9 protein-coding genes are annotated in these 14,841 nt (G+C 41.1%); 5 read left to right on the forward strand and 4 right to left on the reverse strand.

From position 1 onward, the window contains the following. Positions 1 to 76 precede the first annotated feature (76 nt). Entirely contained in the window at positions 77 to 2,020 is a 1,944-nt protein-coding gene (locus ACHLI0_RS09870) for a glycoside hydrolase family 97 protein (protein ID WP_490749037.1), read from the reverse strand. A gap of 38 nt (positions 2,021 to 2,058) precedes the next feature. Further along, positions 2,059 to 3,447 (reverse strand): glycosyl hydrolase family 28 protein, encoded by a 1,389-nt coding sequence (locus ACHLI0_RS09875; RefSeq protein WP_055219592.1) that lies wholly within the window; start codon positions 3,445 to 3,447, stop codon positions 2,059 to 2,061. Between the two features lie 681 nt (positions 3,448 to 4,128). On the opposite strand from ACHLI0_RS09875, the gene ACHLI0_RS09880 reads away from it, so the two are divergent. The 5 genes from ACHLI0_RS09880 (at position 4,129) to ACHLI0_RS09900 (ending at position 13,139) form a co-directional block, all read left to right on the forward strand. After that, on the forward strand, positions 4,129 to 6,066 hold the full coding sequence (locus ACHLI0_RS09880; RefSeq protein WP_234120454.1) for a glycoside hydrolase family protein: 1,938 nt from the start codon (positions 4,129 to 4,131) through the stop codon (positions 6,064 to 6,066). A 384-nt stretch (positions 6,067 to 6,450) separates the two neighbouring features. Continuing rightward, a complete protein-coding gene (locus tag ACHLI0_RS09885; RefSeq protein ID WP_490749038.1) occupies positions 6,451 to 9,528 on the forward strand; it encodes a SusC/RagA family TonB-linked outer membrane protein in 3,078 nt (1,025 codons plus the stop codon). Between the two features lie 33 nt (positions 9,529 to 9,561). After that, positions 9,562 to 11,055, forward strand: a complete 1,494-nt coding sequence (locus ACHLI0_RS09890) for a RagB/SusD family nutrient uptake outer membrane protein (RefSeq protein WP_225679674.1) — start codon at positions 9,562 to 9,564, stop codon at positions 11,053 to 11,055. A 262-nt stretch (positions 11,056 to 11,317) separates the two neighbouring features. Continuing rightward, entirely contained in the window at positions 11,318 to 11,881 is a 564-nt protein-coding gene (locus ACHLI0_RS09895; protein WP_008763802.1) for a Crp/Fnr family transcriptional regulator, read from the forward strand. Between the two features lie 109 nt (positions 11,882 to 11,990). Continuing rightward, a complete protein-coding gene (locus ACHLI0_RS09900) occupies positions 11,991 to 13,139 on the forward strand; it encodes an acyltransferase family protein (protein ID WP_490749041.1) in 1,149 nt (382 codons plus the stop codon). Positions 13,140 to 13,307: 168 nt separating this feature from the next. On the opposite strand, the gene ACHLI0_RS09905 is transcribed toward ACHLI0_RS09900, so the two are convergent. Beyond that, complete coding sequence (locus tag ACHLI0_RS09905) at positions 13,308 to 13,532, reverse strand: winged helix-turn-helix domain-containing protein (protein ID WP_008763800.1); 225 nt, start codon at positions 13,530 to 13,532, stop codon at positions 13,308 to 13,310. Between the two features lie 534 nt (positions 13,533 to 14,066). Then, positions 14,067 to 14,696, reverse strand: coding sequence for a hypothetical protein (locus tag ACHLI0_RS09910; protein WP_490749044.1), 630 nt, complete (start codon positions 14,694 to 14,696; stop codon positions 14,067 to 14,069). Positions 14,697 to 14,841 lie beyond the last annotated feature (145 nt).

The following is a 14,841-nucleotide window of genomic DNA, read 5'->3' on the forward strand; positions in this document are numbered from 1 at the left end:
TCTGATAAAAAAACACAAGGACATTTTAGCACAAAAAATGGGATATTCCTATTCATGAGCAAAATCGTACTATATATCACAACCATTGCCCCTTATATTTCTTGTATTTTATCCGTTCACCTCTCGTCACCGGAACAAAATGAATAGCCACTCCACCACTAGGTTTTAATTTAAATTTCATTTGCTGTGACGAATCCGTTAGAAAACCGGTACATTTAACATGAGTCGAGGTCCTCGCATTATCATCGTCGGTGTACACAATTGCTAAATAAGTTTTATCCGGCTCTAAGAAGTCTAATGTAATTATCTCGTTAGAACCGTTATTATTGGTAATACCGCCAACAAACCAATCATCTTTTTTCCGGCGTGCCATAAAAACTTGTTTACCCGGTTCTCCCAAAAGCACAGTTGAATCATCAAATACTGTTGGTAAATTTTCAAAAAAAGCAATTTCCGGCTCATTATTATAAAAAGATGGTTTATCATACCAAAATAATGTTTGCAACGGACTGTAGAAAATTACTGACGCTGCTAATTGATGTGCGTGTGTTGTTTTCAACCGTTTATCATAGTAACAAATAGTATAGTCAGCAGCACCGGAAATCAAACGGGTAAATGGTAGTATAGTATTATGAGTCGCATCCGGAAATTCTTCATTTCCCCGAATCCCTTCCTGTGTCAACAAGTTAGGATAGGTTCTGCTAAAACCCGATGGACGATACTCATCGTGTATATTTACCATAAGCTGATTTTCAGCGGCCAATTGAACCAAATCATGCATCCAGACTGCCCATCGATGGGTTGCATACTGTACAAAACCAAACTTCAAGCCTACTATCCCCCACTCCTTATATAGAGGAAATAATGTTTTTGCGTGTTTCTGTAAAGCGTGCTGATTTACATATAGCCAGACACCTATTCCCCGTTTCTTACCATATGCAATCACTTTCGCTAAATCAACAGGTGCAGAAACACAGCTCGCATCTGTCTGAAATGTAGTGGCATGCCCATACCATCCTCCATCAAACAGAATATATTGGAGGTTGTGTTCCACACAAAAATCAATGCACTCAATGGCATTTTCAGTAGTTAACGTTGTTTCCCGCAGAATTTTACCGGGTTTAACCCAACTAAAATCAAGTGTACAATCTTGATTCAGATTCAGGATCATATCATTATTATCAAGCAACTTACCGGGTGTTTCCGCTATCAGGATAGCTTTCCAAGGTGTTTTTCCAGGAGTCACAACATCAACCACATCATACATATCCGTTGATATTGTATTTTGTTTCTGAATATTTTTTCTAAAGCGGCTTAAACACCAGTCAGCCACATCGGCATCCGTTATAGAAACCCATAATCCATTGGGTAGCCCTATCGTCATAGGACGTTCATAAATCTCCGTCCATTCGGGTATGATTAATTGCTTATAAGTTCCCTGTGCCCATGAAGCACACCAAGTCTGCGCTCCCTTTTCGAAAGTATATTCTGTATCATCAGCTATGACTTTATGGTAAATAGCATTCGGATGTTCAAGAAAAAGATAACGGAAAGCAACTCCTTCATTATAGACTCGAATTTCAATATCCATAGAATAACCCGAATTATTGCTCTTTTCAAATTTTAGAAGAGCACCATTCCAATTATCTGCAATCAAGCTACGTTCGCCATAAAGTGGTTGCCAGTTATTCCTACAATTCTTATATTCGACGGTACGAAAAATTAAATCGTAATACCATTTGTCTTTTCGTTGAATATCTTCTGCAAGTGCCATTTCCCAGACCTTATTATCAAGTTCTAATCCCATTCGGGATTCTGTTATGACCACTTTATCTTTATACGATATAGAATAATAAAGATGATATTGTTCGTCAGAATCCATCCGCTGATAAAAATGAAAATTTATCAAACTATCAGGGGAGGTTATTCTTATATGCGTTTTTTCTACATCTACTATAGATCCAAAGACAGAAAATATAGAAAATATGAAGAAGCTAAGAAATAAATAAATTGTTCTCATTATATATAGCTGATGTTTCTTTATACATGAAAATTAGCTTACTGAAATGTTACGTTTTCAACAAACTTTCCGACTTTTATATTGGCGTCTTCCAGTATACCAGCTTGTTTTCCGTTAATCATTATATTCTCAAAAGTAATGTTGTCTATTGAACGCTCCTTACTATACCCTTCAATTATTGACGGATTTTCCCCATATCCAGTATAATATATATTTTTGACTTTAACATTTTGAATACCACCTCCGGGTGATACGCTATACTTGGGATTATACAATACCCTAAAATTAAAAAGCTGGCCTTCTTCAATATTATCAATCCAAATATTTTCGAAATTTACATTCTGAACAATATTATCATCAGCCACATTGATAGAAAGGCAGCCTTGATATAACCTGTCATCTTCATCATGCTGTAATATATTTATATTTGAGAAAGTGATGTCCTCCAAAATGTTTCCTTTGCCGTGCCCTCCGATATTTATCGGATGTGCCACATCGGCCCATAAAATAGCATCAGATACCTTTATATTTTTTACATTCCCGTAATATGTCCAGCGATGTGCATAAAGAGCTATGCAATCATCAGAGTTTCGCATAAATATATCTTTAATCTCTACATTTTTGCAGCTCATAAGGTCAATGCCATCGCTCCACCCCTTACAACTGAACGCTTTCAGGTTATTAATCTTCAATCCGTCTACTTCCCCTCCCAATACGGTATAATGATCAGGATTGATAACTGTTATACCATTTACCTCTATATTCTTACTATGCGTAAACTCAAATCCACGTACCGGATTATCAATATATCCCCGACCTATAAATCTTACATTTTCAACATTATTACAGACAAATTTTCCATTCACAACTGCCCCGGGAGCCAGATAAACAGTAGTGTTGGAAGATATGGTAAATGCATTTCCCGGCAAATCTTTGGGACGGTGAAATCCGGGAGCAAAATAGACCACACCAGGATCATCGGGATTAGGTACTTCTGTCTCTGGTTCGTTAGCGAATACATGCAGGTTATTTACTCTATTCTCATTAATCTCAATCGAAAACTTTCCAGGTTTATCCAAAGAGAAATAAATCATATTTTCACGTACTGTATGCTCAATACCTTTTGACAAGGGGCGTATCTTTACTTTATGAATCATTTGATTATTAGGTCTTATACGGAGTTCCACCCTACCGGAAAAGTCGAATTGCACCATCGAGGCCGGTTGTGGGTTATCCATATCTACCAAAACACGATACTCATATAGATCCTGCCACTCTTCTCCGGGTAGACGAACCGAAACTGTAAAGTCATCATTATGCTTGCTATAGACCAATTCTTTGGGAATGGGATAAATATTCAATGTTTGAGCTACCAATGAAAAAAAGCCCAACCATATCAATAACTGTAAGCAGATTATTCTTCTCATTTAATTTCTTTTTTAGGAATTTATGGAAGCAAAAATGACTAATTTAGATGTAGATCCTTCATTCATATTGAAGCAAAAAGTAGTATATTTCCTATCATGGTGTTATATTGTTCAAATTATCCCATAAAATGTTTTTTTATCTCATACCATATTTCTTTATATTATGATTATGAAGGTATGGTATATTTGGATGCCTGCAAATATTCCATTTCAAGATTATCACTCCGCCATATAAAAGATTCTCCTGAATTCTCTGTCAATAACCCAAACAGTCCGGTTTTGTGAGAAATCTTCAGTAATTGATTTTCATATCGGCAGGCAAACAAAGATAGAGAGATAACCCCTTACTGTATAAGATGTTTTAAAACAAATGCTAATATGTTTATGATAAATAGAGTTCATCCGACAAATATATGTTTTGTATCGTTCAGTGAAACCTCTCTTACAGATTCTTTACCCTTCTATTTTTAAATCTTATAATGCAAGGTTGAATAAGACTCACTTCTTCGGGATTATTTATTGCATTTTATAGGTTAATTTGAATCATAATTCTTTTTTTTAAGCAATGCAACGTAAAAGGATACCCCCTGTGTCTTTTCAGCCTAATTACTCTCAAAAAAAATTCCGTTCTTTGTAAACCTATAATTTGAAATAAATAATAGTTATTATATAAATAATTTTATGAATAGGAAAATTTTATTTTGCAACATTCTGACAGTAATGTTATTCTTATTGACAGAAGTACCTTTGTATGCGCAAAACAATATCGTCCATGCATACACACCATTTACCATCCCAGCCACAGGACCGAGCGGAGTATCCTACCCTTCACATGTAAGAAATGACGTTATATCCACACGATTTGATGTGAAAGTCGCAAATGTTAGTGTACCCGCCATCCGTTACGACAACACCATCAACGGGAATCAAGGTCATAATATGGATGTTGCCCGCTTTGCCTCAAACAGCTTGACACCTAAAATTGAGATCAATATCATAGGGGGGACCGAAATCAACAGTGTCACTATCCACCCAGTGCGCTTTTATCCACAAAAGGCACTTGCGATCAGTGCTGATAGAAAAACACTCACATTCGAAATGGCGAAAGACTTACCATATGCCATAGTGATTATCAACGGAGATGACCCACAAGATGCCTCCACAACCAACCCGCAACTTACGCTTATAAACGACCCTTTGGAGGAACCGGCAAAGAAACCCTCGCTTTCTGCCCCCAATGTACTTAACTTCAAGACGTTTTCTGAAAACTATCTGCGAGAGAATCCAATTACGGACTCAGTCGGACAGATCTGCCGTCCTGCCGGTAGCGTTATAGACGCCAGTCTTAATGACGGAAGATTATTCACATGGAATCACGAAGCAGGCCATTTCGTCTCATATACAAGCCAAAAAGTAGCCTTCCCCAACTTAAGAGCAAGAGACAGCAACGACCTCTCTGATGCACTACAAGCGGCTTTGGAAAAAATCAAAAATACATCCGAACTCAATACGCTATACATCCCCGCCGGAGTCTACCTCTGGTCAGGACTTAAGATACACAACTGGAACGGAGACACCAACAACGGTGGAAAACCACTTTTCGTTTATACCGACGAAAATGCACTCATGATAAACCGTCAGAAAGAATGTAGAGAGGCTATCGAGCCGGCAATTTACATCGCTTACTCCAGCTTTATAACGATTTCCGGTCGTGGAATACACGATGGGCAGGGCTGCCTCTCTTTCTCAACCGACAGGAAAGATGCCAAAAACACACCACATCAAGGTGGTGTCGTACTAAAAAAGTCCAACAACATCACATTCAATGACACATATATGCGAGACTCCCAGCAATGGAATTGGGAGACCCATGATGTTGCGGACGTTAATCTGAACAACATTAAAGGTCTTTCTCCTTACAATCATGGATGGATTGACGGACTCAATCTTTCAAGTGGTAAGAACATCACAGTCAATGGTTCCATAACTTTAGGAAATGATGATGCATTTGCAACTGGCCATTATAATCCGTCGGATGAATTTCCGAGACGCACCTACACAGAGAACAAATCCATTAATCTAACGAATACAGATGCGAATCCGGCAGAGATACGCAACACCTTCGCGGCTGCAGGTGTCTACAACAAGGATCGTCTCAACTGGAGCAATTCCGATACCGAGAACATTCGCGTTAGCAATGCCATCGGATGGACACGTTTAGCTCACTGTATACGCGCAGGAATCAATACGAAGAGTAACAATCTTGAAACCGACACGTGCGGCAGACTACTGAAAGGATTCTACTTTAATAATTTTCATGCCATAGTCGGCAGGAATGGAAATGGTGACATCCGATTCGTGAACTACAATGGTTCCACTTCTTGGCCTTTGTATGAAAAGATCGAAATTAAAAATTGTTCGTTCTGGAAACCGGGAAATAAATGGGCTCTTATCCAAACTATGGCAGACAACAACCAGATGATACAAAATTTTGTGATGAAAAATCTATTTTTTGTAAAGCCGATAACAAATCCCTCTTCAACATTTTCAGGAATCATGAACCTGAAAGTGAAGGGACTTTACATCGGAGGACAGCGGATACGAAAGTGTGAACATTAAGTAATTCTGTAAATCCACCTGCCGATCAAATTAACTTGACAGTATATTTGAGCACTACGTTTATCATGCCTATAGCGGAAGTTTATCTGAATTACCGCAGGAACTGACGTTTATCTGAACATAGGAGCGAATGCTGCCTACAAAGTGAATACCTATATCCCCAATCATTATTGGTACAATAATCCATATAACCACGCTACTTATTGTACCAATTGATTGGGTATATTTTCCACACCTTTCCACAATTTTTCCACACCGCCCCAATAATATCGTTTTTTCAACTCCGCTGTTAATCTGTATCTTATCTTTTCAGCATTTCTTTATATCCTATTGGTATATCCTTTGTATCGACTTTATAGCAAATGTATTTTTAAATATAAAAGTATGAAGATTAATCAAAGGTTAACATTATGTTTTAGCTTACTGTTTTGTTTGTTGAGTATTTCGTATGCGTCCGCTCAACAACTGAACATATCCGGTGTTGTTATATCATCAGAGGATAATGAACCACTTATCGGTGCCACCGTCAGTGTAAAGGGGAATCCCACCAAAGGAGTGATTACCGATATCAACGGTCAGTTTCAATTGTCCGTGGAAACCGGAACCAAGATGTTGGTCGTATCTTATGTGGGAATGAAGACACAGGAAATACGCGTCCCCCGCAAAGAGAAAGAACTCAAAATAGTACTGATCCCCGAAACGATGGATATTGACGAGGTAGTAGTAACAGGGTATGGTAATTTCTCCAAATCCTCGTTCACAGGATCGGCCAATACGCTGCGTACAGATATGCTGAAAGAAGTGCCTGTGATGAGCGTTGAGCAAAAGTTGCAAGGTATGACTACCGGTGTACAAATAACCAGCAGTTCCGGTCAACCGGGTGCCAACCAAAGTATTCGCATCAGAGGAATGGGATCGTTCAACGCTTCACAGGAACCTTTGTTTGTCATTGATGGAGTACCGGTTACTTCCGGAAGTATAAGCTCCGGTGATGCTGATGCTGCATATATGAACAATTCTAAGACCAATATAATGAGTACGCTGAATCCGTCGGATATTGAAAACGTGACTGTAATCAAAGATGCGGCAGCGGCTTCCCTGTATGGCTCCCGCGCCGCCAATGGCGTCATATTGATCACGACCAAAAAAGGAAATACCGGAAAGGTACGCGTGGACTTGAACGTATCAGGCGGGTTCTCTCATGCGGCCGTTGACTTCCGCCCTACCCTCAACGGTGACCAACGGGAAGAACTGCTCTATGAAGGATTGCTGAACTACGCAACAGACAACGGTATGGAGTCTCCGACTGAATATGCCAATTCCAATATCGGCACATATGCATATAAGCCGGCCATGGGATACACGGACTGGCGAAAAGAGCTGCTCCGCACCGCTATGCATCAGAGTTATGAAGCTTCCGTCTCCGGTGGTAACGACCGTTCTACATTCTATGCTTCGCTCGGCTACAACAATCAGGAAGGATTGGCCAAAAACTCCAGTCTGGACCGTTACTCAGCACGCTTGAACATGACGCAGAAAGTCGGCAAATACGGGGAAGTAGGAGCAAATATGATGTTCTCGCAAATGAATCAGGAAATGAATGAGGAACGCGGATCATCTATCAACCCTTTCCTGTGCGTAGCCATGACCATGACACCTTCCATGGTGGTGCGTGATGAAGAAGGAAACTACGTAGGAGTTTATGACGGCACCAGCCTGAACCCGTTGCGCGACATACTCACCGATTACAACCGCGTGCGTATGACACGTATGTTTTCAACCGGTTACGCAGCGATAGAGCCGATCAAAGGTCTCAAACTGAAAGAGACATTAAGCTATGATTATACTATCCAGAAGGATTCACGCTACTATAACCCTTTGAGCTCGGCAGGCCCTAAAAGCGGAAGCGACGCCCAGACAGCCAAAGGCTTCATTGAATACGGCAAACTGATCTCATCAACCTCACTGAACTATGTGCGTACTTTCGCCCGCAAACATCATCTCGATGTATTGGCGGCTTATGAAATAGAAAGCTACCAGACAGACCACGCTTCGGGTGAAAAGTCCAAACTGCCCAGTGATAAACTGACAGAACCGGATAATGCCGCCGTACTGAACAGTTTCAAGTCTGCCACCCAAGCCTATCGGATGATTTCTTATCTATCACGACTGAATTATGACTATGACGACCGTTACTACATCGCCGGAAGTTACCGTCGCGACGGAAGTTCACGTCTTTCACCCAACAACCGCTGGGGGAATTTCTGGTCTGTGTCGGGTATGTGGCATTTGGGCAACGAGAATTTCATGAAAGCCGTAAAGCCGGTTCTGAGTGATGTCAAGATACGTGCCTCGTATGGTGTAAACGGAAATCAGCCCGGTTCATACTACGGCTACAAAGGACTGTACAGTTATGGAGAAAACTACATGGAGGCAGCCGGATCATATGAATCGGCACAACCCAATGATCTGTTGACATGGGAAAAGAATTACAGCCTGAATCTGGGCATCGACCTTTCATTTATCAATCGTATTTTTGCGAGTCTGGAATATTACAACCGGGACACCAAGGACTTGCTTTACAGTCTCCCCATCAGCGCCACTACCGGATTTACCAGTTATTTAAGCAACATCGGACGCCTGAACAACAAGGGAGTAGAGTTTGAATTGCGTACGCTGAATGTTGTTTCCAACGACTTTAACTGGACCAGTGTTCTCAACCTGAGTCATAACCGGAATAAGATCGTTTCACTCAACGGACTATTAGACCAGACGATTGAGGGAACATGGTTCATCCATAAAGTGGGACTCCCCTATCATACGTTTTATGTAAAAGAGTTTGCCGGAGTAGACCCGCTGACCGGTTCTGCCCAATATTATCTGAATACAAAAAATGAGGACGGAAGCTACAATCGGGAACTCACCACCGATGCTGCCAAAGCAGAATCCATTCCGTACAAAACCGCTACTCCCAAAATATCGGGAGGATTCACCAATATTCTGAATTACAAATGGATAGACCTGACCTTTACACTGACTTATTCACTGGGCGGTTACTCGTTCGACAAACTGGGAACCTATATTGAAAACGGCAGCAGTTCCATCTACAGTTCACGATACAACTTGCCCGCATACATGATGAACCGTTGGCAAAAGCCCGGAGATCAGACGGATATCCCACGTTTCGTATATGGTGAACCGGCTACTTCCACCAACTCGTCCCGCTATATCCACAGCACCGATCATTTACGTCTGAAAAACTTTACCCTCGGCTTCACACTGCCCAACCAGTGGACTCAAAAGCTGATGATTGACAAAGTACGGGTATATTTCTCGGGAAACAATCTGCTGACCTGGGCCAAATGGAAACAGTATGACCCCGAAACACCCGTTAACGGTGAAGTCTTTTGTGAGGCTCCCGCCATGCGTACTTTCAGTTTCGGAGCTCAATTATCATTCTAACATCCCTATCATTCTAACTAAATAAACAACATAATGAAACGAATTCATATATACATACTTACAGCAATGGCTCTACTGAACAGCTCCTGCTCGGCAGACTGGCTAGACCTTAACACCACCAGTTCGGTAGAAACAGGACAGGCCATCGTCACATTGGACGATGCCCAGATCGCTCTGAACGGAATTTATCGTCTGGCATCCGGCCATAGCTATTACGGAGACAACTATTGGTATTACGGCGATTGCCGTGCCGCCGATGTACAGGCACGTATCACCAAAGGAGACGGAAAACGTGTATCTCCCTATTATGAATACAATGTGCTCGCTTCCGATAATCTGAATATTGTACTGCCATGGAATACTGTTTATAAAGTAATACGACAGACAAATAATCTGATACAGAAAATCGAGTCGGGCAGTATTCAAAGCAGTGATACTAAAGAATTGAACCGCATCAAGTCCGAAGCACTGGTGATGCGGGGACTTTCCCTCTTCAACCTGACCCGGTTGTTCGGAATGCCTTATACGAATGACAAGGGGGCTTCATTGGGAGTACCCATCGAGACCTCCCCTTCCGATCCCACACATAAACCATCACGCAGCACTGTAGCGCAATGCTACGAACAGGTAGTCAGCGACATGAGCAATGCACTGTCCGGATTGAGACGAGAGACATCCAATGGCTATATAAACTACTGGGCAGCTCAGGCATTACTGTCAAGAGTCTATCTGAATATGGGTGAATATCAGAAGGCTTATGATGCCGCTACGGACGTCATCAAAAACAACGGCGGACGTTATCAGCTTTACAGCTATGAGGAATATCCCAATATATGGGGGCAGGATTTCCAGTCGGAATCATTATTCGAACTTTACATCACTTTATCCGAACCTTCAGGAGGTACGGGCGGTGAGGGTGCTCCGATGGTTTATGCCAACGAAACAAAGGTCGACTGGAATAATCTGATCTTGTCGGAAGATTTCCTGAACCTGCTGAATGAAGACCCCAAGGATGTACGCCACTGCCTGACAAAGGAATCTGTCATCGAAAACAACACCGGACTTCCGGCTGCCGCTATGCACGAAAAAGTCTATCTTGCCAAATTTCCCGGCAAGACCGGAGATGATCCCAAAACTAATAACATTTGCATCATCCGCCTTTCCGAAGTCTATCTGAACGCGGCTGAAGCGGGACTGAAAAAAGGAACGGATCTTGAAGAAGCACAAGGTTATCTGAATGACATCATCAGCCGCCGTACGACGGATACCAGTCAGCAAGTATCAACGGAGACTTTTACTCTGGACAGGATTCTTAAAGAGCGCCGCAAGGAACTGGTTGGCGAAGGGGAAGTCTTCTATGACTACTTACGCAATGGTCTGGCTATTGAACGCAAGGGCAGCTGGCATCTTGAGACCTTGAAAGCGTCTAACGCACAAAAGATAGAAGCTACCGATCTGAGAATAGCCCTGCCTATTCCGCAAAGCGAGATAGATGCCAATCCGAATATACAGCAGAATCCAAGGTAAGCAACGTCAATTGATGTATACCGTTTCCGGAATAAGCTGGCTATACTCACGTGTTTAGCCTCTTCCCGATATCAAAGAAGGTACATTTCACCAAAGAATGAAGTGTACCTTCTTTGTCTTTCAGCAGCAGTTCCCACTCTCCTGTTTCTCTCCTCCTTAGTGAACGAATCGATAAAACACCCCCTTTTTCACCGGCATCTATTGTGGGCAGAATTGTTTTTCCTATTTTTGTACTTGACAGAAAATTATTAAGGACTACTTTATGAGAAACATTATAGATAAGATGAACTCTTTGTATCCCATTTCGGATGAAACGATACAAATACTAAAAGAAAATACAGTATTATGTCATTTTCCAAAGAGGCATCAACTGATAGAGGCTGACAAATTTTGCAAATCGGCTTATTTTATTGAAGAAGGAATGACCCGCTCTTTCTGGCTGGTAAACGGAGAGGAAATAACGACTTCCTTTGCGTGCGAGGGAGCGATTGTCTTCAGCATGGATGAATTGTATTATAATAAGATGAGTGAAGAATTTGTGGAAACGCTTGAGGACGTTGTCGCATACAGAATATCACTGACCGATCTGCTCCGGCTGTTTCAGACCAATATCGAACTGGCAAACTGGGGAAGAGTGATTCATCAAAACGAATACAGACGCCTGCACCGTTCGCACAAAGACCGCCTCACCCTGTCTGCAAAAGAAAGATATGAAGCATTCAAACTTCAGTTTCCTCAAATGTGCCAACGGATACAATTGGGATATATCGCCTCTTATCTAGGCATCACACTATCAACACTCAGCCGCCTCAGAGCATACAAATAATTCCCATATACGGCAAGATTTTGATGCAGGACAAATTTTTAAACTTATAAATTCCGTATTTTTGCGGCTTCTTCAATGACTAATACTAATTTGAACAATAATTTAAAACATGCAAAAAATCTCTTCCTCTGCATTTGCAGACTCTAAACCCCATTACGTACTCCTTGACGGACTGCGAGGGGTTGCGGCTCTTTTGGTGATATGGTATCATGTATTCGAAGGCTTTGCCACAAGTCCCATAGACCAAAAATTCAATCATGGGTATCTGGCTGTCGATTTCTTCTTTATTCTGTCGGGCTTCGTTATCGGCTATGCTTATGACGACCGCTGGAAAACAACGATGACCCCAAAAGAGTTTTTCAAACGCAGATTAATCCGTCTGCATCCGATGGTTGTTATGGGAGCCGTTTTGGGTGCTATCACATTTTGCATACAAGGCTGCGAGCAATGGGACGGTACCCGTGTTTCCATATCGATGGTAATGGTGGCTATGCTTCTCAATCTTTTCCTGATTCCGGCTGTTCCGGGCACGGGTCCCGAAGTCCGTGGAAACGGCGAGATGTATCCTTTGAATGGTCCCAGCTGGTCTTTGTTCTTCGAGTATATCGGTAATATTTTGTATGCCCTATTTATTCGCCGACTGTCTACCAAAGCACTTACGATACTCGTTGTGATAGCAGGAATCGGATTGGCTTCCTTCTCAATATTCAATCTTTCCGGCAACTATCATTTAGGAGTAGGCTGGTCGATGATTGACTATAACCTGATCGGAGGTTTTCTACGTATGTTATTCGCATTCTCTATCGGATTATTGATGTCACGCATCTTTAAACCGGTCCATATCAAAGGGGCTTTCTGGATATGCAGTCTGTCGATTCTCATTTTACTTACCATGCCGTATGTAGGCGGTGAGACATCTCCGTGGATGAATGGTATTTATGATGCTGTATGCACCATTCTTATTTTCCCACTACTTGTCTATCTGGGTGCTTCGGGAAAAACGACGGATAAAGGTACAGCCAAAATCTGTAAATTCCTGGGAGATATATCTTATCCGGTATATATCATACATTATCCTTTCATGTATCTGTTCTATGCCTGGTTATGGAGCAAAGAGCCACATATCACTTTCTCCCAGTCATGGCCGGTAGCCTTATGTGTCTTCTTCGGAAGCATTTTGTTGGCTTACCTTTGCCTGAAACTGTATGACGAGCCTGTAAGAAAGTGGTTGAGCAAGAAGTTTCTGACAAAGAAATAAGGTAATTATCATAACAGAGAAGGGCGAACACTCCATTATAGTTACTCTTCAATAAGGCATTTTGACACAAGGTATATAATAAAAAGAAGCTTTCAATATCACTGAATTCAGTTTTTTATCGAGAGCTTCTTTCATTATATAACCTAACCAGCATTATATTCATTAAACTTATCCGAAGGAAAAGTCAAAATGACCTTCATTATAAATTTCAATTAATCCATTCTTGCGTTCAATCACTACCTTGTTTTCACGAGCCAGCCAACCGACTGCCAGAGCTGTGCTTTCCACACTCAGATTTACTTTCCGGGCAAGTTCGGGAATCGAAATTCCATCAGCTTCATTAAGGGCGTGCCATACTTTGCCTGCGTTGGCACCTACGATTTTCTTATCCATAGTAGTCTTTTTTTAGTTTAATAAAAAGGAAAACTAACTCGTTAAAAAAGCAACGCACTTTTACGATAAAACCCAAAATGAAGATCTTTTCATATGTTTTGAATGTTATGTCAAGAATAGATATAAAAAAACGTGAGCCTTTTCTTCCCAAATGTAGCAACAGGAACTACCAATCCCTACAACACAAATGAGAAGAACGCCCACGCAAAGTATATGTATAACAAGCGTAGGCGTTCAGTCATTTTTACGTGTTGTAATATTTACCCTGAGGGTAAAAGAAATTGGTAGTTTCGTTACTACGTAAAAAAGCTGAACGCTTTTCGATATTTAGTCTCAATGAACGCACCTTTCAACGGCTATACAAATATAATAAAAATCAGAATTAAAAGTTACAGTATCCCTCCTTTTTTTATTCCATTACTATTAGATTATCACATTTTTTAGCACTACAGTCGTAAAAAGACATTGTTGAGCACGATTCGGCTATACTTTTATCTGATAAAAGTAATAAATAAACAGCTATAAAAGCCGGAATTATTCTCTGGCTTTCGTCTTTTTCTCACGATAAATAACCTTATCTCTCTGACTGATTGTCCACAATCCGTCTATAAACCGTACATTTTTCGTATCATCATCCTCCACGTTCCATGCATAACCTCCCGAAGGTAAGCCACGTCTTTCCAGAATCTCATTCGGTTGTTCATCAGAGAAGAAAAGTTCCAGACGTGTGGAATCGGGGCTGAACACAATAAAAGCAGAAGCAGTGCTTCCATCAACAGCTTCTGTCCGGATACCTTTTTCAAACAACCGGATGCAGTCTTGCTGCACTTCACACCATACATATCCGGCAGAGCCGATACAACCGTATTCATCCCGATCGCCTCCAAGTTTGGGAGATTGCGGATACTGGACTAATTTTGAGGCCTGCATCCCCGGTGTATATTTACCGGTATAGAATACTTCCAGAGTATCATTCAGAAGCAAGCCATCGACTTCTTCTTTATTCGCGTTCATCGTACTAAATGAAAGAGTATCATTCTTGTCTGTAACAATCGCCACTGTATTCATGGTCGCATCACAAACAATGCCTTTTGAACTTGTCATACCTGACGAACAACTTCCCATGAAACACAAAATTCCTAATGCTGCCAATACTGTTCTCATATCTTTTTTATATAATTGTTGGTTCTAATATCATGCAAATATAAAGGTTATATGGAAAAGATGTTCTCCTAACAATCAGAATAACAAACAAGTTTGCTTTTATAGAATGCAATTCCGCATATATTTCATTCATTTGTCTATATTT

This window comes from Bacteroides sp. RCH18 (assembly GCF_058231005.1).